Source organism: Mesorhizobium sp. P2_C7 (assembly GCF_056404515.1).
Map to the genome: position 1 here is coordinate 109010 of NZ_JBFUDW010000008.1, position 20221 is coordinate 129230.

The 20221-nt window shown below is 60.7% G+C and carries 20 protein-coding genes and 1 tRNA gene; 3 read left to right on the forward strand and 18 right to left on the reverse strand.

Annotation, left to right across the window (positions count from 1 at the left end; genetic code table 11):
• The first annotated feature begins 115 nt into the window (after nt 1-115).
• On the forward strand, nt 116-925 hold the full coding sequence (locus AC1D2G_RS18280; protein WP_477415747.1) for a hypothetical protein: 810 nt from the start codon (nt 116-118) through the stop codon (nt 923-925).
• A gap of 41 nt (nt 926-966) precedes the next feature.
• Here AC1D2G_RS18280 and AC1D2G_RS18285 read toward each other — a convergent pair.
• A tRNA-Lys gene (locus AC1D2G_RS18285) sits at nt 967-1042 on the reverse strand.
• Between the two features lie 303 nt (nt 1043-1345).
• Between AC1D2G_RS18285 and AC1D2G_RS18290 the strand changes: the two genes are divergently transcribed.
• Nucleotides 1346-1849, forward strand: coding sequence for a BA14K family protein (locus AC1D2G_RS18290; protein ID WP_477415749.1), 504 nt, complete (start codon nt 1346-1348; stop codon nt 1847-1849).
• Between the two features lie 89 nt (nt 1850-1938).
• On the opposite strand, the gene AC1D2G_RS18295 is transcribed toward AC1D2G_RS18290, so the two are convergent.
• From AC1D2G_RS18295 to AC1D2G_RS18370, 16 genes are all read right to left on the reverse strand, one after another.
• Entirely contained in the window at nt 1939-2415 is a 477-nt protein-coding gene (locus AC1D2G_RS18295; RefSeq protein WP_457154335.1) for a DUF6882 domain-containing protein, read from the reverse strand.
• A 29-nt stretch (nt 2416-2444) separates the two neighbouring features.
• Nucleotides 2445-3938: a glycerol kinase GlpK gene (gene glpK, locus AC1D2G_RS18300; protein WP_477415751.1), complete on the reverse strand. Its 1494-nt coding sequence runs from the start codon at nt 3936-3938 to the stop codon at nt 2445-2447.
• Between the two features lie 93 nt (nt 3939-4031).
• The gene (locus AC1D2G_RS18305) at nt 4032-5759 is read right to left on the reverse strand and encodes an ABC transporter substrate-binding protein (RefSeq protein ID WP_477415753.1); all 1728 of its coding nucleotides are present in this window, start codon (nt 5757-5759) and stop codon (nt 4032-4034) included.
• 79 nt (nt 5760-5838) lie between these two features.
• Nucleotides 5839-6126 (reverse strand): DUF2160 domain-containing protein, encoded by a 288-nt coding sequence (locus AC1D2G_RS18310; RefSeq protein ID WP_477399077.1) that lies wholly within the window; start codon nt 6124-6126, stop codon nt 5839-5841.
• A 2-nt stretch (nt 6127-6128) separates the two neighbouring features.
• Complete coding sequence (locus AC1D2G_RS18315) at nt 6129-7043, reverse strand: carbohydrate ABC transporter permease (protein ID WP_477399075.1); 915 nt, start codon at nt 7041-7043, stop codon at nt 6129-6131.
• A 1-nt stretch (nt 7044) separates the two neighbouring features.
• A complete protein-coding gene (locus AC1D2G_RS18320; RefSeq protein ID WP_477227293.1) occupies nt 7045-7911 on the reverse strand; it encodes a carbohydrate ABC transporter permease in 867 nt (288 codons plus the stop codon).
• Nucleotides 7912-8979: an ABC transporter ATP-binding protein gene (locus tag AC1D2G_RS18325; RefSeq protein ID WP_477415755.1), complete on the reverse strand. Its 1068-nt coding sequence runs from the start codon at nt 8977-8979 to the stop codon at nt 7912-7914.
• 9 nt (nt 8980-8988) lie between these two features.
• A complete protein-coding gene (locus tag AC1D2G_RS18330; protein ID WP_095085037.1) occupies nt 8989-10068 on the reverse strand; it encodes an ABC transporter ATP-binding protein in 1080 nt (359 codons plus the stop codon).
• A gap of 42 nt (nt 10069-10110) precedes the next feature.
• Nucleotides 10111-11631, reverse strand: a complete 1521-nt coding sequence (glpD, locus tag AC1D2G_RS18335) for a glycerol-3-phosphate dehydrogenase (protein WP_477415757.1) — start codon at nt 11629-11631, stop codon at nt 10111-10113.
• A gap of 126 nt (nt 11632-11757) precedes the next feature.
• Nucleotides 11758-12525, reverse strand: coding sequence for a DeoR/GlpR family DNA-binding transcription regulator (locus AC1D2G_RS18340; protein WP_095085039.1), 768 nt, complete (start codon nt 12523-12525; stop codon nt 11758-11760).
• A 127-nt stretch (nt 12526-12652) separates the two neighbouring features.
• The gene (locus tag AC1D2G_RS18345) at nt 12653-14071 is read right to left on the reverse strand and encodes a pyridoxal phosphate-dependent decarboxylase family protein (RefSeq protein ID WP_477415759.1); all 1419 of its coding nucleotides are present in this window, start codon (nt 14069-14071) and stop codon (nt 12653-12655) included.
• 109 nt (nt 14072-14180) lie between these two features.
• Complete coding sequence (locus AC1D2G_RS18350; RefSeq protein WP_095085040.1) at nt 14181-14912, reverse strand: proteasome-type protease; 732 nt, start codon at nt 14910-14912, stop codon at nt 14181-14183.
• A 156-nt stretch (nt 14913-15068) separates the two neighbouring features.
• Entirely contained in the window at nt 15069-15863 is a 795-nt protein-coding gene (locus AC1D2G_RS18355) for a transglutaminase family protein (RefSeq protein ID WP_477227297.1), read from the reverse strand.
• A 52-nt stretch (nt 15864-15915) separates the two neighbouring features.
• Nucleotides 15916-16857, reverse strand: a complete 942-nt coding sequence (locus tag AC1D2G_RS18360) for an alpha-E domain-containing protein (protein WP_095085042.1) — start codon at nt 16855-16857, stop codon at nt 15916-15918.
• A gap of 21 nt (nt 16858-16878) precedes the next feature.
• The gene (locus tag AC1D2G_RS18365) at nt 16879-18291 is read right to left on the reverse strand and encodes a circularly permuted type 2 ATP-grasp protein (RefSeq protein ID WP_167392123.1); all 1413 of its coding nucleotides are present in this window, start codon (nt 18289-18291) and stop codon (nt 16879-16881) included.
• A gap of 272 nt (nt 18292-18563) precedes the next feature.
• Entirely contained in the window at nt 18564-18800 is a 237-nt protein-coding gene (locus AC1D2G_RS18370) for an Lrp/AsnC family transcriptional regulator (RefSeq protein WP_095085044.1), read from the reverse strand.
• Between the two features lie 241 nt (nt 18801-19041).
• Between AC1D2G_RS18370 and AC1D2G_RS18375 the strand changes: the two genes are divergently transcribed.
• Nucleotides 19042-19461: a DUF4864 domain-containing protein gene (locus AC1D2G_RS18375; protein WP_477227299.1), complete on the forward strand. Its 420-nt coding sequence runs from the start codon at nt 19042-19044 to the stop codon at nt 19459-19461.
• Between the two features lie 11 nt (nt 19462-19472).
• Here the strand turns inward: AC1D2G_RS18375 and AC1D2G_RS18380 are convergent, their stop codons facing one another.
• Nucleotides 19473-20198: an SDR family NAD(P)-dependent oxidoreductase gene (locus AC1D2G_RS18380; RefSeq protein ID WP_477303656.1), complete on the reverse strand. Its 726-nt coding sequence runs from the start codon at nt 20196-20198 to the stop codon at nt 19473-19475.
• Nucleotides 20199-20221: the final 23 nt, after the last annotated feature.

A 20221-nucleotide genomic window follows, 5' to 3' on the forward strand; every position in this document is an offset into this window, starting at 1 on the left:
AGCGTTCTTAGTTTGAAGGCATCGGCCAAACAAGTTGCACAAAGATGGCCGGGGCCAACTCGATGTGGGAAACCCTTCGATGCCTGGTCGCCTTGATGCGGTCTAAGGCGGATGTATGCCGAACCTGGATTGGAGCCGTTTTTTGCCTGAAAAGTTGCAACATGTGCTGATCCTTGCCCATCCGGGGCATGAGCTCAGGATCCATCACTGGCTTGAGCTCAAGAAACCGCGAATCTACCTTTTGACGGACGGTTCAGGCGGACGCCATTCTTCCCGAACCCAATATTCACGCGACGTGGTGGAAGCTGCCGGCGCGACCGCAGGCGCGGTGTTCGGCGATATTCCCGACGCCACCTGGTATAAAGCGCTGTTGGCCAGGGATAGTGCCGTCTTTGCCGATGTGCTGACGAGAATCAGCGCCGATCTGTCTGACATCCATGAGGTGCAAGTCGTCTCGGACGCGGTCGATGGCTACAATCCGATGCATGATCTGGCCTTTGCATTCGGCAATGCCCTCAACAGGCGTCTGCAAGGCACGAAGCCGAGGCGCAAGCAGCTTTGCTCCGCCGCGGTTCCCAACGTGCCGGGGGCTGTCGAAGTGGAGATCCAACTGGATTCGGCTGCTCGCGCCAGAAAGACGGCTGCGGTCCAGGCCTATACGCCATTGGCCGATGAAGCCCGCCAGATTTTGGAACGGGATCCGCAATGCTTTGACCGAGAACTTCTCATCGCGCAGCAGTTTGACTGGGATGCGCCCTGGACGCCCGAATGGGAGCGCATTGGCAAAGACCGCGTGGCCAAGAAGATCTACGACAGGTGCATCACCTTTAAGGAAAATGTGCAGCCGGTTGCGCAGCAACTGATGTCGGAAAGCACCCGAGAGCACGCGTCGCGGGAAGTCGAGCTTCTGCCTTCCGGCGCCTAGGCGCTGGACCTCGACCACTATCTGCGCTGATCTGAAAACAATGGTGAGCGCGATGGGATTCGAACCCATGACCTACTGATTAAAAGTCAGTTGCTCTACCGGCTGAGCTACGCGCTCCCGCGGGCTCGAAACGCTGCCCTCGAAATTGCGCGGAACATAGGGAGAGTGCCTCGACCGGTCAACCGGAAAAAGAGCATGGGCAAGCCAAGCTTTCCCGGCACTGCGATGTTGTCTGCCTGGCCGCTTCGAGTAGAGCATCAAGGGCCGTCCGGAGCAGCCGAACGAATGGGCTCCAGGCCATCGTCAAGCCAGAGAAACATTATAAATCAGCAACTTGATATTTTAACGCGGAACTATTGCCGGGCTCGCCCGTTCTCCCAGCACAAGGGACGTCAATCACCCTTTCGAAGGAGAAGAACAGTGAACAAGATCGTATCGGGTATACTGGCGACCACTTTGTCAGTTTCGTTTGCCGCGGCTGCCATGCCGGCTAATGCGGCTCAGATGTTCGTGCCACAGGCATCGGACTCGTCGTCGAATATTCTGAATGTCGGAGAGTCCCGCTACGGCCCTTCGCAGTGGCGTCATAACCGACATTTCAACCGCAACTTCAGCAACCGCGATTTCGGCAACCGTCGCAACTTTGCCCGAAACAACGACGGCGGCGTCTATTGGAATGGTCATCGCGGCTACCGCGAATACCATCGCGGCTATCGTCGCCATGGCGACAACTGGTTCCCGCTGGCTGCCTTCGCCACCGGCGCCCTGATCACCGGCGCGATCATCAGCAGCGAGAACAACCGTCGCTACGAAGGCAATTCACATGTGCAGTGGTGCTATGACCGCTATCGCAGCTACCGCGCTTCGGACAACACGTTCCAGCCGAACTACGGTCCTCGCCAGGAATGCCGTTCGCCCTATTGATCGCGGGTGAGAACCAGTAACTGACAGTGTCACGTAGAAAGGCCCGTGCCATGGCGCGGGCCTTTTTAATTCGATCTATCGAAGTAGCATCAGCCTGCCCAGCTGATGCTCTTGATTATGTAATAACGCGCATCTGGTTCCCCATGCGGTGAGCGATATGCTCCGAGGGCGTCGCAAATTCGAACCGCCACAGCGCTAAGTTCCCACCCAAGCACTTCCAGGTCACCATCCGCATCCGTGACGTAAAGCTGGGTCAGTTCGTCGATGCTGTTCGTCTCGCCGAACGTTCGAACCAGCTTTGCGTCGATCATGACATCGTCGGGCCAATTTGAAACTGCCCAAGCCCAGAGCCAACTCTGTGACTTAGCGGTCGTGTGACCGGCAATCTGGACCTCCGCAGTCACTCTAACGTCCCCGTCTTTGGAAAACAGAAGCCTTCTGGTTGCTATGTCATAGTCGTAGCGAGACCAGTGGCCGATACGAAAGTCTTTCTCCAAACGGTCATTCTTGACCTTCAGCTGTTCGATGGCTTCGTCGCGCCAAGCTGGATACCAGTCAGGCTTCATTCTCTCGCCCCAAGACCCTGATGATTTGCTTATGGCACACTCAGTGTCCTGCGCACAGCATCGCGCCAACCGGCCAGCTTGGTGGAGCGCGTCGGCGTGTCCATGTCCGGCTGGAAGCGCCGTTCGAGTGCCCAGCTTTTCGCAAACTTCCTGGCATCCGGCCAGACGCCGGCCCTCGAGCCGGCCAGCCATGCGGCACCGAGTGCCGTCGTCTCCAGAATGGTCGGGCGGTCGACCGGCGCATCGAGGATGTCAGCCAGGCGCTGCATGGTCCAGTCCGACGCCACCATGCCGCCGTCGACGCGAAGCACTGTCTCGACCGACGCACCCTTCCAGTCCTTGTGCATGGCATCGAGCAGGTCGCGCGTCTGGTAGGCGACGGATTCCAGGGCAGCGCGTGCAAACTCCGCCGGCCCGGAATTGCGCGTCAGGCCGAAAATGGCGCCGCGTGCCTCGGCATCCCAATGCGGTGCCCCTAACCCGACAAAGGCCGGCACCAGATAGACGTTCTGCGTCGGGTCGGCCTCGGCCGCCAGCTTGCCGCTGTGCTCGGCCTTGCCGATCACCTTGATGCCATCGCGCAGCCATTGCACGGCAGCCCCGGCGATGAAGATCGAGCCTTCCAGAGCATAGGTGGTCTTGCCGTTCAGCCGGTAGGCAATGGTGGTCAGCAGCCGGTTCTTCGAACGCACCAGATCGCTGCCGGTGTTGAGCAGCGCAAAACAGCCGGTGCCATAGGTCGACTTCATCATTCCCGGCTCGAAGCAGGCTTGGCCGATGGTCGCGGCATGCTGGTCGCCGGCAACGCCGAGGATTCTTATCTCGGCACCGAAGAGATTTTTCTCCGTGATTCCATAGTCATCGGCGCAGTCTTTTACCTCAGGAAGCATTTTTGCCGGAATGTTGAGAACCGACAGCAGCTCGTCGTCCCAGGCGTTTTTCTCGATGTTGTAAACCAGCGTGCGCGAGGCGTTGGTGGCGTCCGTGGCATGAACCTTGCCGCCGGTCAGCCGCCAGATAAGGAAGCTGTCGATGGTGCCGGCCAACAATTCGCCCTTCTCGGCGCGTTTTCTCGCGCCTTTCACCTTGTCGAGCATCCAGGCGATCTTGGTGCCTGAGAAATAGGGATCGAGCAGCAGGCCGGTCTTACTGGTGAATTTCTTCTCAAGTCCCTGCTTCTTGAGCTTTTGGCAGAGCGGCGCGGTGCGCCGGTCCTGCCAGACGATGGCATTGTGGATCGGCTTGCCGGTCGCCCTGTCCCAGATGACGACGGTTTCGCGCTGATTGGTGATGCCGATAGCCGCGACATCCGAGGCGGCGAGGCCGGCTTTCTTCAGCGCAGCCTTTACCGTCGTCACGACGCTCGCCCAGATTTCCTCCGGATCGTGCTCGACCCAGCCGGACGCCGGATAATGCTGGGTGAATTCCTTCTGCCCGCTGCCGACGACCTTCATCTGACCATCGAACAGGATTGCCCGGGTCGATGTCGTTCCCTGGTCGATTGCCAGCACAAAACCGCTCATTCAGATGTCCTCCGCCTTGATACAAACAGGGGAGACGGCAACATGCCGCCTCCCCCAATGTCACACGGGCGCGAGCGCCCGCATAGGACAGTCCTACTTCTGCCAGCTCTTCACCAGTTCGTCGTAGTTGATGGTGATCGGCTTTTCCTTCTCGTTCTCGATCTTGAGCTGAGGCGCGAGATTGCCGTTCTTGACCGCGTCGGCGTTCCAGTAGGCGAGATCGTGCTCTTCGGCCATCTTCGGGCCGATATCGCCCTGGACGCCCGACTTCTCGATGCGGCTCATCACCTTCTCCTGCTCGCCGCAGAGCGAGTCCATCGCTTCCTGCGCGGTCTTGGCACCCGACGACGCATCGCCGATCGCCTGCCACCAGAGCTGTGCCAGCTTCGGATAGTCTGGCACGTTGGTGCCGGTCGGCGACCACTGGACGCGGGCCGGCGAGCGATAGAACTCGATCAAGCCGCCGAGTTTCGGCGCACGCTCGGTGAAGCTCTTGTCGTGGATCGTGCTCTCGCGGATGAAGGTCAGGCCGACATGGCTCTTCTTCACGTCCACGGTCTTCGAGGTGACGAACTGCGCATAGAGCCAGGCGGCCTTGGCGCGGTCGGTCGGCGTCGACTTCATCAGCGTCCAGGAACCGACGTCCTGATAGCCGAGCTTCATGCCGTCCTTCCAGTAGACGCCGTGCGGCGACGGTGCCATGCGCCATTTCGGCGTGCCGTCGTCGTTCAGCACCGCCTTGGCGCTGGCGTCGACCATCGACGCGGTGAAGGCGGTGTACCAGAAGATCTGCTGGGCAACCGCACCTTGTGCCGGCACCGGTCCGGATTCAGAGAAGGTCATGCCCTGGGCTTCCGCCGGGGCGTAGGCCTTCAGCCAGTCGAGGTATTTCTGAATCGAGTAGACAGCGGCCGGGCCGTTGGTGTCACCACCGCGTGCTGTGCAGGAGCCGACGGGCCGCGAATTCGCGTCGACCTTGATGCCCCATTCGTCGACCGGCAGACCGTTCGGAATGCCCTTGTCGCCGTTGCCGGCCATCGACAGCCAGGCGTCGGTGAACCGCCAGCCGAGCGACGGGTCCTTCTTGCCGTAGTCCATGTGGCCATAGACCTTCTTGCCGTCGATCTCGCGGCCGGTGAAGAATTCGGCGATGTCCTCGTAGGCCGACCAGTTGACCGGCACGCCGAGGTCGTAGCCGTACTTGGCCTTGAAGTCGGCCTTGTTCTTCTCGTCGTTGAACCAGTCGTAACGGAACCAGTAGAGGTTGGCGAACTGCTGGTCGGGAAGCTGGTAGAGCTTCTTGTCGGGCGCCGTCGTGAACGAGGTGCCGATGAAGTCCTTCAGGTCGAGGTTCGGGTTGGTGACATCCTTGCCGTCGCCCGCCATCCAGTCGGTCAGGTTGCGCACCTGCTGGTAGCGCCAGTGGGTGCCGATCAGATCGGAATCGTTGACCCAGCCGTCATAGAGGTTCTGGCCGGTTTGCATCTGGGTCTGGATCTTCTCGACGACGTCGCCTTCCTGGATGACGTCGTGCGTGATCTTTATGCCGGTGATGGCGGTAAAGGCCGGCGCCAGCACCTGCGATTCATACTGGTGCGTGGCGATGGTTTCGGAGACGACCTTGATGTCCATGCCGGCGAACGGCTTGGCTGCGTCAATAAACCACTGCATTTCGGCTTCCTGGTCGGCGCGCGAAAGCGTCGAGAGCGGGCCTATCTCCTTGTCCAGAAAGGCTTTTGCCTCGTCCATCCCGGCGTAGGCGTTGCCCACGCCGACCAATAGGACAAGGGCAGTCGTTGATGTTAAAAATTGCCGTCGCATAAGTTTCCTCCACTGTTTCAGGTTTCAAGTGCGATCTGGAGCGGCCGCCGGCACGCGGTCGCTCCAACAGTTTCCCCCTCTATACGTAGCGGAACACGCCGATGGCGTAGACCACGGAGAGAGCGAGAGCCCACCAGAGGTTGGGTCCGACAAGACCCAGCCAAGCGAGATGGATAAAGGCGCTGCCAAGCAGCGATAGGAAAAGACGGTCGCCGCGCGTCGTCTCGAAGCGCAGGATGCCGACGCGCGGATTGCCGCCCGGCGAGGCGTATTCCCACACCGCCATGCCACACAGCAGCAGCAGAATGGTTGCGAAGAAGGCAGCTGTCGGCCACGTCCACGCCATCCAGGAGAGGTCGAAGTTCATTGTCATACCCTCCCCAGGGCGAAGCCCTTGGCGATATAGTTGCGCACGAACCAGATGACGAGCGCTCCGGGGATCAGTGTCAGCACGCCGGCTGCGGCGAGCAGACCCCAATCCATGCCGGCGGCCGAAACCGTGCGGGTCATGGTGGCGGCGATCGGCTTGGCATAGGTGGTCGTCAGGGTGCGGGCGATCAGCAGTTCCACCCATGAGAACATGAAGCAGAAGAAGCAGGCCACGCCGATGCCGCTGGCGATCAGCGGCATGAAGATCTTGATGAAGAAACGCGGGAACGAATAGCCGTCGATATAGGCGGTCTCGTCGATTTCCTTCGGCACGCCCGACATGAAGCCTTCGAGGATCCACACCGCCAAAGGCACGTTGAACAAGCAATGCGCCAGCGCCACCGCGATATGGGTGTCGATCAGGCCGAAGGCCGAGTAGAGCTGGAAGAACGGCAGCGCGAACACCGCCGGCGGCGCCATGCGGTTGGTCAAAAGCCAAAAGAACAGATGCTTGTCGCCGAGGAAGCGGTAGCGAGAGAAGGCGTAGGCCGCCGGCAAGGCCGCGGTCACCGAAATCACCATGTTCATCACCACATAGGTGATCGAATTGATGTAGCCCGAATACCAGGATGCATCGGTGAAGATGGTGACGTAGTTGGCGATTGTCGGCGCGTGTGGATAGAGCGTCAGCGAGGAGACGATCTCGGCATTGGTCTTGAAGCTCATGTTGATGAGCCAGTAGATCGGCAGCAGGAGAACGATGATGTAGATCGTCGGCACGAGCCACCACCAGCGCGATTCCTCGCCGCGACGCCGCATCAGCCGGGCGACCTCATCCTGCGACAGCGTGCTGGCCAGTTCTCCCGAAGCTGTCGTCTCGCTCACTCTGTTCGCTCTTTCGTTGGCGCCGCTCATCTCAGCGCTCCGCGTCGTAATTGGTCATCACGGTGTAGAACACCCACGACAACAACAGGATGATAAGGAAGTAGACGAGCGACATGGCGGCAGCCGGACCAAGGTCGAATTGGCCGAGCGCGGTCTTGACGAGGTCGATCGACAGGAACGTCGTCGAATTACCGGGACCGCCGCCGGTGACGACGAAAGGCTCGGTGTAGATCATGAAACTATCCATGAAACGCAGCAGCACGGCGATCAAAAGCACACGCTGCATCTTCGGCAGCTGGATGTAGCGGAACACCGCCCAGCGCGAAGCGCCGTCGATCTTGGCCGCCTGGTAGAAGGCGTCAGGAATGGAGACCAGGCCGGCATAGCAGAGCAGTACGACCAGGCTCGTCCAGTGCCAGACATCCATGATGATGATGGTGACCCAGGCGTCGAACGGATCCTGGACGTAGTTGTAGTCGATGCCGAGCGCGTTGACGTAGTAGCCGAGCAGGCCGATGTCGTTGCGGCCGAAGACCTGCCAGATGGTGCCGACCACGTTCCACGGGATTAGCAGCGGCAGCGCCATCAGCACCAGGCAGACCGGCACGCCCCAGCCCTTTTTCGGCATGTTGAGCGCGATGAAGATGCCGAGCGGCACTTGGATGGTCAGAATGATGAAGGAGAAGATCAGATTGCGGACCATCGCTTCCCAGAAGCGGCTGGAGGACAGCAATTCCTCGAACCATTCGGTGCCGGCCCAGAAGAAGACATTGTTGCCGAACGTGTCCTGTACCGAATAGTTGACGACCGTCATCAGCGGAATGACGGCCGAGAACGCCACCAGCACCAGCACCGGCAGCACCAGGAACCAGGCCTTGTTGTTCCAGGTCTTTTCCATCTATGCCCCCATCTCGACGCGCCAGGAATCGGCATAGATGTTGATGCCGGCCGGATCGAACCGGACTTTCGGTTCGGCGGGTACGCTCTCGTCCTCGCCGATGACCGCCGCGATGTCGCGGCCTTCCAGCTTGGCGCGCACCACCTTGTGGCGTCCGACATCCTCGACCTTGCTGATCGAGACGGCCATGCCGTCGCGGCCGAGCCGCACATATTCGGGACGGATGCCAAGCTCGATGGCGCTGCTGCCTGCCTTCGGCGCGCCCGGCAGTTCGATCCGCTGCGAGCCGAGCGTTGCCGTCTTGCCGTCGATTGCCACCGGCATGACGTTCATGCCGGGCGAGCCGATAAAATACCCGACAAAAGTGTGGCGCGGCCGCTCGAACAGTTCCGCCGGCGTGCCGATCTGGACGATGCCGCCGTCATACATCACCACGACCTGGTCGGCGAAGGTCAGCGCCTCGGTCTGGTCGTGGGTGACGTAGACCATGGTGTAGCCGAAGCGGCGGTGCAGTTGCTTCAATTGCGAACGCAGCACCCATTTCATGTGCGGGTCGATGACGGTCAGCGGCTCATCGAACAGGATGGCGTTGACGTCGGAGCGCACCAGTCCGCGGCCAAGCGAAATCTTCTGCTTCTGGTCGGCGGTCAGGCCCCTCGCCTTCTTCTTTGCCCAGGACGCCAGATCGATCATCTCCAGCGTCTCGCGCACCTTGCGGTCGACATCGGCTTCCGGCACGCCGCGATTGCGCAGCGGGAAGGCCAGATTGTCGTAGACGGTCATGGTGTCGTAGATGACCGGGAACTGGAACACCTGCGCGATGTTGCGCTCCTGTGTCGACAGGTTGGTCACGTCCTTGCCGTCGAACAGCAACTGGCCATGCGAGGGATGAAGCAGGCCCGAAATGATGTTGAGCAGCGTGGTCTTGCCGCAACCGGACGGACCGAGCAGCGCATAGGCGCCGCCATCCTCGAACGTGTGATGCACTTCCCGCAGCGCGAAATCGGCGTCCGTCCGCGGGTTCGGCAGATAGGAATGCCTGACATGATTGACGTCGATGCGCGCCATATCGCTCTCCTATGCCGCCAGCTTCGGCGCGCTGACGGCGCGGCCGTGCTCGTCGAAAACCATGATATGGCGCGGATCGATGAACACCTCGACCACCTCGTCGGGCTCGAAATGGCGGATGCCGTGGGTCAGCATCACCCAACGCACATCGGCGAAATCGAGATGGATGAAGCTCTCCGACCCGGTGATTTCAGTGATCGTGACCTTTGCACGCACCGGCACAGCCAAGGCATTGGGCCGTTCGAGCGACAGATGATGCGGCTGGAAGCCGATCGTATAGTTGGCATCGGCAATGCCCGAGAGCTCGGCCGGCACCGGCAGCTTCACGCCGCCGTCGAGCAGGAAATCCGGGCCCTTCTTGGCGAGCACGATGGTGTTGAGCGGCGGATCGGCGAAGGTCCTTGCCGTCACCAGATCGGCCGGCTTGCGGAACACCTCGATGGTCGGGCCGAACTGGGTGATGCGTCCTTCGGAAAGGGTCGCCGTATTGCCGCCGAGCAGTAGCGCTTCATGCGGCTCGGTCGTGGCATAGACGAAGATGGTGCCGGCGGCGGCGAAGATCTTCGGCAGTTCAGCGCGCAATTCCTCGCGCAATTTGTAGTCGAGATTGGCAAGCGGCTCATCGAGCAGCACCAGGCTGGCATTCTTGACGATGGCGCGTGCCAGAGCGGTGCGCTGCTGCTGCCCGCCCGACAGGCTGAGCGGCGTGCGGTCGAGATAGGGCGTCAGCTTGAGCAGGGCCGCGGCATTGCGCACTTCCTTGTCGATCTTGGCCTGCTCGGTGCCGGCCACCCGCAGCGGCGAGGCGATGTTCTCATAGACGGTCATCGCCGGATAGTTGATGAACTGCTGGTAGACCATGGCGATCTTGCGCTTTTGCACCGGCACGCCGGTGACATTCTGGCCGTCGAACCAGACCGAGCCGGAGGTCGGCACATCGAGACCCGCCATCAGCCGCATCAGGCTGGTCTTGCCCGAAAGCGTGGGCCCAAGCAGGACGTTGAGCGAGCCATGCTGAAGCGTCAGCGACACGTCGCGGATATGCTCGGCAGCACCGACCGTCTTGGTGACGTTTCTCAGTTCCAGCATGACGCCTCCTCCCAGGCTTTCCGCATCAGCTCAAACCCCTCTTCATTCGGCAGCCGCGACATGCCGCCGGCTTATACCGCGCATGAATTCATCGAGCGATGCCACCTGCTCGCGGCTAAGGTGCAGGCCGCGCTTGGTCCTGCGCCATAGCACATCCTCGGCGGTGACCGCCCATTCGTTCTCAACGAGGTAGCGTATCTCGGCCTCGTAGAGATCGGCACCGAAATTGCGGCCGAGATCGGCGTTCGATTTGGCCAGGCCCAGCAGAACCTGCGCCCGCGTCCCGTAAAGCCGGGTCAGCCTGCGGGCCAGGCGTGCGTCGAGGAAGGGATAGGCCGACTTCAGCTTCGCCACTTGCGCGTCGAAGCCGGTGGCCGGGAAATCTCCGCCCGGCAGGGACGCGTTTGCCGTCCATGGCTTGCCGCGCTTGCCGAGGAAGCCCTCGATCTTTTCCAGCATCGATTCCGACAACCGGCGATAGGTGGTGATCTTGCCGCCGAACGCATTGACGACCGGCGCAGCGCCCTCGCCACCATCGGCCTTGATCACATAGTCGCGCGTCGCTTCCTGCGCCTTCGAAGCGCCGTCATCGTAGAGGGGACGGACGGCCGAATAAGTCCAGACGATGTCCTGGCGCTTGACCGGTTGCGCGAAATATTCGCTTGCCGCGGCACAGAGGTAATCGATCTCGGTGTCGCTGATTTTCACGTCATGCGGGTCGCCGGGATAGTCCTGGTCGGTGGTGCCGATCAAGGTGAACTCTTCCTCGTAGGGAATGGCGAAGATGATGCGGCCATCCTTGTTCTGGAAGAAATAGGCGCGCGGATCGTCGAATTTCTTGGCGATGACGATGTGGCTGCCCTGCACGAGGCGGACATTGTGCACATCGTTGAGGCCGACCACGCCCGACAGCACGTGATCGACCCAGGGTCCGGCGGCATTGACCAGCAGCCTTGCCTTGATCTCCTCGGTCTCGCCGGTTTGCAGATTCTCGATCTTGATCGTCCACAACCCATTTTCGCGGCGCGCTTCGACCACTTTCGTACGGGTGCGGATGGTTGCGCCGCGATCGGCGGCATCACGCGCGTTCAGCGCCACCAGTCGCGCGTCGTTGACCCAGCCATCCGAATATTCGAAGGCCCTTTTGAACAGCGGCTTCAGAGGCTTGCCGGCCGGATCCCTGGTCATGTCCAGCGTCCTGGTCGCCGGCAGCAATTTGCGCCCGCCAATGTGATCGTAGAGAAACAGGCCGAGCCTGATCAGCCAGGCCGGACGCAGGCCCTTGGCATAGGGCAGCACGAAGCGCATCGGCCAGATGATATGCGGCGCGTTCTTCCACAGAACCTCGCGCTCCATCAGCGCCTCGCGCACCAGGCGGAATTCATAGAATTCGAGGTAGCGCAGGCCGCCATGGATCAACTTGGTCGATCCTGAGGAGGTCCCGCTGGCGAGGTCGCTCATCTCGGCGAGAAACACGGAAAAGCCACGTCCGACGGCATCGCGGGCAATGCCGCAACCATTGATGCCGCCACCGATGACGAAGATGTCCCGGATTGCGTCCAAAAAGCCCTCCCGCGATTTCGCATTGCAGCATTTTTAGGTTTTTACGAAACCGTATCGGGATTATTTCGAAATAAGAACGAATGTCAAACGAAATATCACGGGCGCGTGATGATATGCCGATGCCGCTTAGCCGAGCGACGTCTCGATCAGTTGAACCTCGGCCTCCTGGCAAATCTTGCGCACTGACGGAATGTCGCAACGGTCGGTGATGAAGGTGTTGACTTGCGACAGATGTCCGATGCGGACCGGCGCGGTGCGCTCGAATTTGGTCTGGTCGGAAACCAGGATGACATGACGCGCATTGGCGATGATCGCCTGCGCCACCTTGACCTCACGGAAATCGAAGTCGAGCAAGGCGCCGTCATGGTCGATGGCCGAAGCGCCGATCACCGCATAATCGACCTTGAACTGCCGGATGAAATCGACCGCGGCTTCGCCGACCACGCCGCCATCGGAACCGCGCACAACCCCGCCGGCGATCACCACCTCGATCGAGGGATATATGCGCATCCTGTTGGCAACATTGATGTTGTTGGTGATGACCATCAGCCCGTTGTGATCGAGCAGCGCCTTGCTAACCGACTCCGTCGTGGTGCCGATGTTGATGAACAGCGAGGCATTGTCGGGGATCAGTCTGGCTGCCGCGCGGCCGATCGCTTCCTTCTCGTCGGCGGCGATCTTGCGCCTGGCCTCATACTCCATGTTCTCGATGCCGGAGGGGAACAACGCACCACCATGGATGCGCGAAAGCAGCCGCTGATCGCACAGGTCGTTGAGATCCTTGCGTATGGTCTGCGGCGTCACATTGAAGTGGGTGGCCAGATCGTCGACCAGCACGCGACCATGATCCTTGGCCATCTGGATGATTTCGGCATGGCGCGGCGACAGATACATGGGCAACCTCCCGTTTTCGTTTTTCTTGTCTATAGTCGAAAACGAAAGCAATGAAAAGGCATAAGCCGGCTAATAGAATTTACCTGATCGCAAAGCCAAAGCTGTACGCAACCTCATCAAGGCAGATTCAGCCCATGCCGCGCGCGATTTCGGCAATGACGACGAAGGCGGCATCGACATCGCCGGCAGTCGCCTCGAACTGTCCGACCTGGAACCGGATCGCCACTCGTCCGTCGACTCTCGTCTGCGTCAGGTAGATGCGGCCATCGTCGTTGATCGCATTGACCAGCCGCAGATTGTGCTCGTCCGCGTCCGCGTCGGCGCCGGTGGCAGCCTTGTGCCGGAACGAAAACAGCGACAGCATCGGTTCGCTGACGATCTCGAAATCCGGCTCCTTTGCCAGCCGCGCGGCAAGGCCTTCGCTCCAGGCGACATGGTTGCGGATCATCGTTCGCAGGCTTTCCAGCCCATGCGCGCGCAACAGGAACCACAATTTCAGTGCGCGGAACCGCCGGCCGAGCGGCACCGACCACTCGGAATAATTGATGATGCCGTCATGGCCATGGGTCTTCAGGTAATCCGGCTTGATGGCCAGCGTCCGCACATGGCTTTCGGGATCGCGCAGGAACTGGATCGAGCAATCGAACTGCGCACCGAGCCATTTGTGGGGATTGAAGACAACGGAATCCGCCGCTTCGACACCGCTCCAGAAATTCCGGTATTCCGGGCAGATCATTGCCGAGCCGGCCCAGGCCGCATCGACATGAAGATAAAGGCTATGCCGCCGCGCCACCTCCGCAACCGCGGCGATGTCGTCGGTGCCACCCGTGCTTGTGCCACCAACGCAAGCGATGATGCCGGCCGGCAGCATGCCGGCTTCCCGGTCGGCAATGATTGCCGCCTCGAGCGCAGCCGTGTTCATGGCGCGAAAGCGGCCACCGACGGGAATGCGCACGAGATTGTCCTCGCCGATACCAGACACCCAGATCGCCCGGTCGATCGAGGTGTGCACCTGGTCGGAGGAATAGATGCGCAACCGCGCCTGCCCCACCAGTCCCTTTTTGTTGCCTTGCCAGTCGAGCGCGCGCTCGCGCATGGTCAGCACTGCGGCCAGTGTTGCCGAGGAGGCCGAATCCTGGATCACGCCCGAGAAACCTTCCGGCAGGCCAAGCGCCTGGCGCATCCAGTCGACGGTGCGCATTTCGAGCTCGGTCGCCGCCGGAGAGGTCTGCCACAGCATGCACTGCGCGGCCATCGCCGAGACCAGATATTCCGCCACCACCGAGACCGGCGCCGCATTGGCCGGGAAATAGGCGAAGAAGCGCGGATGCTGCCAATGCGTCATCCCCGGCAGGATCTTCTCTTCGAAGTCTGAGAAAATCCTGTCCATCGGTTCGGCGTCTTCGGGCGGCGAAGCCTCTATGCTCCTGAAAATATCGCCCGGCTCGACCAGCGGCCGCACCGGCTGCTCGCGCAGCGTGTTGCGGTAGTCGGCGCCCCAGTCGGCGGCGCGCCGCGACCATTGCCGGAAATCATCATTGTTCATCGTATCCTCCCGACAGGATTCCTCGCCGCCGCCCGTCACGGCTGGCTCTTCAGGATTTGATATTATTTAACATGTGAAATATATGCAACGGCCATCTGACGCCGCGCGCCTACCCCGGGAAATCGGGCAGGCTGGCAAAAGCTGTCTTCAGCGCATTCGACCAGCCATCCGAGATCGTGCGGTAATACTGGTCGTCCTGACCGATCCGTTTCTTCAGCCCAACCTTGAAAGTGTCCTTCTCCAGGAAGAGCAGGTCGAGCGGCAAGCCGACCGACAGATTCGACTTCAGTGTCGAATCGAACGACACCAGAAGCAGCTTCACCGTCTCTGCAAGGCTCATCGTCTTTTCGTAGGCGCGGATAATGATCGGCTTGCCATATTTGGTCTCGCCGATCTGGAAGAACGGCGTGTCGTCGGTCGATTCGATGAAATTGCCTTCGGGATAGATCATGAACAGGCGCGGTTCGCTGCCCTTGATCTGGCCGCCGAGGATGAACGAGGCATTGAAGTAGGAATCCGCTTTCTCGCCCGCGGGTGACGAGCTGGCGATGACCTCCTTCACCGTATCGCCGACCAGCCGCACCGTCTGATACATCGACGGCGTCTCCAAAAGCGTGGCGTGACGATCGGCGATTGCCTTGGTGCGTTCGTCGAGCAGGCTGACCACTGCCTGGGTCGTCGCCAGATTGCCGGCTGACATCAGCACGATGACGCGCTCGCCCGGCTGCTCCCAGACATGCATCTTGCGGAAGGTGGAAATCGAATCCATACCGGCATTGGTGCGCGTATCCGACATGAACACGAGCCCGCGATCAATCTTCAGGCCGACGCAATAGGTCATGGAATCTCTTCTAGAGCGATTCATCGTTTCACGGAAACGCAGAACCGCTCTATCTCCTTGTTTCGACGCAATTCCCAAGGGAAAGCGCTATGCGCTTTTCCCGGGAAAACCGTTTCACGCTTTTCCTGGAATTGCTCCGGCAGCAATCCTGGCGGATTACTGCTCCACCGTGACGGTGACCGCAAGCTGTTCTTCCGCCTGTCCCAGCCGAATTCCCGACACCGGCGTGGCGTCGCGATAGTCGCGGCCGGTTGCCACTTTTACATAGCGCTCGTCTGGAGAGATGCCGTTTGCGGCATCGAAGGCGACCCAGCCCAGACCCGCAACATGCGCTTCGGCCCAAGCATGGCTTGCGGCCTGCTCGACGGCGGCATCCAGCATCAGATACCCGCTGATATAGCGGGCAGGAAAGCCCATGGCGCGCGCCGCGGCGGCAAAGATATGGGTGTGATCCTGGCAGACACCGGTCTTCAGCGCCAAGGCTTCTTCTGCCGGCGTCGCCGCATTGGTGGTGCCGGGCGTGTAGGCGACGCGATCGCCGATGACAGCCATCAGCCGGTGCAGCCTTTCGATGTCGGTGCCCTTACCGACGGATGCGGCGAGCTCGCGGACACCGCTGCCGATAGCAGTCAAGGGCGTTTCATGGCTGTACAGCCAGAGCGGCGTAAAACCCTGGTGTGGTCCGGAGACGCCCGCAGTGTCGCGCGTCACCACTTCGCCGGCCGCTTCCACGGTGATGAAGTCGCGCTCGCCCTCGACGCTCAACAGCCTGGTGTCGTTGCCGAAATGGTCGACAAAGCGAACCTCCTCGCGCGCACCCTCGATGGCCAGTGCCCAGGACAAAACGGTCTGCGTCGATCCGCTGACAGGAAGCAGTCGCAGCCGCTGCAGCAGATAGTGCACCGGTGCATCGTAGCGGTATTCGGTCCTGTGGGTGATCTTTAGCCGCATGCACTATGTCCCGCTTGTGAGCATGCTCTTGTCCCACTTTTCGCGATCATGCTCAATTGAACCGGTAGTCCTGCGCTATCTCGTCGCCGAGCCTGGTGTTGTCGCGAATGAAATTGGCCAGGAATTCATGCAGGCCGGCGTCGAATATGTCCTTGATCGACCCGGCTCTGAGCATGGCCTGCGTCTTGTCGGCCGTCGCATGGCAGGCATGACGCTCGCCGTAGTCGTCGCCGAGGAATTTCAGATGTTCGGCCAGGAAGCGGTAGCAGAAGGTCAGCGAACGCGGCATGCGGACATTGAGGATCAGATAGTCGGCAATGTTGGTCGGCTTGTAGTCTGCGTCATAGACCCAGCGGTAGGAGCGGTGCGCCGACACCGAGCGCAGGATCGATTCCCACTGGTAGTTGTCGAGTGTCGAGCCAACCCAGGAAATCGACGGCAACAGCACGTAGTATTTCACGTCGAGGATGCGCGCTGTGTTGTCGGCGCGCTCGACATAGGTGCCGAGCTGCGAGAAATCGAAGATCTCGTTACGCAGCATGGTGCCGTAGAACGAGCCGCGGATCAGCGCCGTCTCGCGCTTGATCGCATCGAGCACGCTCGGCAGGTCGCGTTCGTCGATCGGCCTTGCTAGCATCCGCTTCAGCGACATCCAGGCTTCGTTGATGCTTTCCCATGTCTCGCGCGTCAGCGCGGTGCGCACCATGCGGGCGTTGTTGCGGGCCGTCTCGATCGCCGCCATCGTGCTCGACGGGTTCGACGTGTCGCGCAACAGGAAGTCGGCGACATTGGCGGCGGTATAATCCTGGTATTTCTGCGTGAAGGCGACGTCGGAGCCGGCGCTGAGCAGCACCGAATTCCATTCCTCCGAGGCGCTCTGGGTGCGGGTCAGCGCCATGCGCAAGCCGGCATCCACCAACCGCGCCATGTTTTCGGCCCGCTCGATGTAGCGGTTCATCCAATAGAGCCCGTTGGCGGTGCGGCCTAAAAGCATCAAAAACCCTTCAAGTGAAAATCAATCATCCAGCACCCACGTATCCTTGGTGCCGCCGCCTTGCGAGGAATTGACCACCAGAGACCCTTCCTTCAGCGCGACGCGCGTCAACCCTCCGGGCACGATCTGGATGCGGTCGGAAACCAGCACATAGGGTCTGAGATCGACGTGGCGCGGCGCCAGGCCCTTGTCGGTCAGGATCGGACACGTCGACAGCGCCAGCGTCGGCTGGGCGATGTAGTTCGACGGTTTTGCCGCGAGTTTCTTGGAAAAATCCTCGCACTCCTTCTTGGTCGCCGCCGGCCCGACCAGCATGCCGTAGCCGCCGGAACCGTGGACCTCCTTGATCACCAGTTCGTCGATGTGCTCGAGCACGTATTTCAGGCTGTCCGGCTCCGAGCAGCGCCAGGTCGGAATGTTGCCGAGTATCGCCTTGCGGCCGGTGTAGAATTCGACGATCTCGGGCATGTAGGAGTAGATCGCCTTGTCGTCGGCAATGCCGGTTCCCGGCGCATTGGCAATGGTGATGTTTCCGGCACGGTAGACGTCCATGATGCCGGGTATGCCAAGTGCGGAGTCCGGCCGGAAGGTCAGTGGATCGAGGAAAGAATCGTCGACGCGGCGGTAAAGCACATCGATCTGCTTGTAGCCTTCGGTGGTGCGCATCGCGACATGGCCGTCGACAACGCGCAGATCCTGACCTTCGACAAGCTGCACGCCCATCTGGTCGGCAAGGAAGGCGTGTTCGAAATAGGCGGAGTTGAAGCTGCCGGGCGTCAGCACGGCGATCGTCGGCGTGCCCTTGGTGCTCTGCGGCCGCACCGCCGCCAGCGACTGCCGCAGGAGCTGCGGATAGTTTTCCACCGGCCGCACCTTGATCTTCTGGAACAGCTCGGGGAACAGCTGCATCATCGTCTCGCGGTTCTCCAGCATGTAGGAGACACCCGACGGCGTGCGCGCATTGTCCTCCAGCACGTAGAATTCGTCCTCGCTGATGCGGACAATATCGACGCCGATGATGTGGGTGTAGACGCCGGCAGGTGGCCTGACCCCGATCATTTCCGGCAAGAACGCTTCGTTCTTGGCGATCAATTCCCTGGGAACGCGCCCTGCCCGCAGGATCTCCTGGCGATGGTAGATATCGTCGAGGAAGGCATTCAGCGCCTGCACGCGCTGTTCGATGCCTTGCGTCAGGCGCCGCCATTCATTGCCCGAGATGATGCGGGGAACGATGTCGAACGGGATCAGCCGCTCGGAAGCTTCCTGCTCGCCATAGACGGCGAAGGTGATGCCGGTCTTGCGGAAGACGCGTTCGGCGTCCTGCATCTTCTCGGTAAGCCTGGCCGGATCCTGCTCCTTCAGCCAGCGATCATAGGCCGAATACGGTCTTCTCAATCCGGAGACTTCCGGAAGCATTTCATCGAACGCTGCCAATCGCATACTCCCCTGTGACACCATTTCACTGGCGTCGCCGGAGAAAATCAAGCGCAATCGGTGATTTGAGGGAGTTGGACGACCAGTATGTGGCGGCTGCCCAAAATTAAGGCAGCTGAAATACGCCCTTGGTCAGGCTTTGCCTCGTGGCCGGGCAGGCGCGTTCCGAAGCTGAAGCGTGATCCCAAAAAGTCGAATCCAGCTTAGGAGAAGGTCATGCTCAAACACTGAGATAGAACCCCATCCCGATTCTGTCGGGGATGGAACGGGCTCTAGAAGGCGCGGAACGTGACGACGGTGAATGTGTCCTTGATACCGGGGAGAATCTGCACCTTCTCGTTGACGAAATGGCCGACATCTTCCTCGTCGTCGACGTAGAATTTGGCGAGCAGATCGTAATTGCCGGCAGTCGAGTAGATTTCCGAGGCGATCTCGGCATCGGCAAGCGCGCTGGCAACCTCATAGGATTTGCCAAGCTCGCATTTGATCTGCACGAAAAACGCCCTCATGGCTTCGTCCCTAAACGTCCAAGTCCAAGCGGCCCTTCTGACAGACTGGAGGCGGGCTTTCAAGCGCCGGATGAATGCTCAGCCGGCTCGGGCCTGGGCTAAGACTTCCCGCAGCGCGCGCGGGGCGACACGAATGTTCGCCACCGATGAAACCGTGAAGCGCCGTCGTGCGTATGTTAAGATGCCCCTTGGAACAGTTTTGGGGAGAGGCAGCTTTAGCAAGGGGCAACGGAGACAGGCCATGCGCCGTATGTTTTTCGCATTCGCGTTCGTTCCACTCGTCCTGGCGTCGTCTGCGCTTGCCGGCGATGCCGAGGTCAAGGCGGCGCAAGCCGCCATCGACGGCCAGTTGAAAGCCTTCATCGCCAATGACGGCGCCACCGCCTATAGCTTCGCCGCACCCAATGTGAAGCAGATCTTCCCGACCGTCGACACCTTCATGAACATGGTGACCAACGGCTATGCGCCGGTGCGCAACCCACAGACCTATTCTTTTGGCAAGGTCGAGGAAACGAGCCCGACATCGATCGTCCAGCAGGTGCTGATCGTCGGCCCCGACGGCAAGGATTATGAGGCTGTCTACACGCTGCAGCAACAGCCCGACGGCACGTTCCAGATCACCGGCTGCAGCCTGCGCGCGTCGAATTCGCTAAGCACCTGAGACAGCCGATATCAGTAGCGCGCCCTGCCGCCCGACATATCGAATACGGCACCAGTGTTGAAGCTGCTCGAATCGGAACACAGCCAGAGCACCAACGCAGCGACTTCGTCGGCGGAGCCGAGCCGTTTCAGCGGGCTGGCGCCGATCATGTCGCTGACAACTTCATTGCCAAGGCGCCTGATAAGGTCGGTATCGATCGGACCGGGCGCTACGCAATTCACCCGAATGCCGGTGTCGCAAACCTCCCGCGACAATGCCTTGGTGAAAGCGATAATGCCTGCGCTTGCCGCCGAATAGGCGGCAAGGTTCGGCAAGCCCTCCTTGCCTGCAAGCGATCCCATGTTGACGATGCGGCCGTTGCCGGCCTTGCGCATGATCGGCAGAACCTGATGCGTGACCTCGAACGTTCCGAGGAGATTGACACCGATGATTCGCTGCCATTCAACCGGCTCGAAGGCCTCAAAGCCGAGGTAGGGACCGAGATAGCCAGCGTTGTTGACGAGGATGTCGACCCGGCCCGCTCCGGCGATAACGTCAGCCAAGGCTTCCCTTATGTCGCCGGCCTTGGTGGCGTCGACAGTCAGGCTGCGGATGCCGTCAGCCGGCACCGGATCGGCGTCCCAGACCCAGACGTCGGCGCCAGACCCTGACAACTGCGTGGCCACGGCTCTGCCGATGCCCCTGGAGCCCCCGGTTACGATCGCCGTCCTGCCGGCAAAGTCGTATGTCACGGCCATAGCCATCCCTCGATTGCAAATCT

Bases quoted from the DNA above. Each gene is read 5' to 3' on its own strand.
- AC1D2G_RS18310 (WP_477399077.1), bottom strand. From the start codon at position 6,126: ATGAACTTCGACCTCTCCTGGATGGCGTGGACGTGGCCGACAGCTGCC.
- AC1D2G_RS18325 (WP_477415755.1), bottom strand. From the start codon at position 8,979: ATGGCGCGCATCGACGTCAATCATGTCAGGCATTCCTATCTGCCGAAC.
- AC1D2G_RS18355 (WP_477227297.1), bottom strand. From the start codon at position 15,863: ATGCGGCTAAAGATCACCCACAGGACCGAATACCGCTACGATGCACCG.
- AC1D2G_RS18320 (WP_477227293.1), bottom strand. From the start codon at position 7,911: ATGGAAAAGACCTGGAACAACAAGGCCTGGTTCCTGGTGCTGCCGGTG.
- AC1D2G_RS18360 (WP_095085042.1), bottom strand. From the start codon at position 16,857: ATGCTTTTAGGCCGCACCGCCAACGGGCTCTATTGGATGAACCGCTAC.
- AC1D2G_RS18280 (WP_477415747.1), top strand. From the start codon at position 116: ATGCCGAACCTGGATTGGAGCCGTTTTTTGCCTGAAAAGTTGCAACAT.
- AC1D2G_RS18305 (WP_477415753.1), bottom strand. From the start codon at position 5,759: ATGCGACGGCAATTTTTAACATCAACGACTGCCCTTGTCCTATTGGTC.
- AC1D2G_RS18370 (WP_095085044.1), bottom strand. From the start codon at position 18,800: ATGAGGGCGTTTTTCGTGCAGATCAAATGCGAGCTTGGCAAATCCTAT.
- AC1D2G_RS18295 (WP_457154335.1), bottom strand. From the start codon at position 2,415: ATGAAGCCTGACTGGTATCCAGCTTGGCGCGACGAAGCCATCGAACAG.
- AC1D2G_RS18345 (WP_477415759.1), bottom strand. From the start codon at position 14,071: ATGAACAATGATGATTTCCGGCAATGGTCGCGGCGCGCCGCCGACTGG.
- AC1D2G_RS18330 (WP_095085037.1), bottom strand. From the start codon at position 10,068: ATGCTGGAACTGAGAAACGTCACCAAGACGGTCGGTGCTGCCGAGCAT.
- glpK (WP_477415751.1), bottom strand. From the start codon at position 3,938: ATGAGCGGTTTTGTGCTGGCAATCGACCAGGGAACGACATCGACCCGG.
- AC1D2G_RS18380 (WP_477303656.1), bottom strand. From the start codon at position 20,198: ATGGCCGTGACATACGACTTTGCCGGCAGGACGGCGATCGTAACCGGG.
- AC1D2G_RS18315 (WP_477399075.1), bottom strand. From the start codon at position 7,043: ATGAGCGGCGCCAACGAAAGAGCGAACAGAGTGAGCGAGACGACAGCT.
- AC1D2G_RS18350 (WP_095085040.1), bottom strand. From the start codon at position 14,912: ATGACCTATTGCGTCGGCCTGAAGATTGATCGCGGGCTCGTGTTCATG.
- AC1D2G_RS18375 (WP_477227299.1), top strand. From the start codon at position 19,042: ATGCGCCGTATGTTTTTCGCATTCGCGTTCGTTCCACTCGTCCTGGCG.
- AC1D2G_RS18340 (WP_095085039.1), bottom strand. From the start codon at position 12,525: ATGTATCTGTCGCCGCGCCATGCCGAAATCATCCAGATGGCCAAGGAT.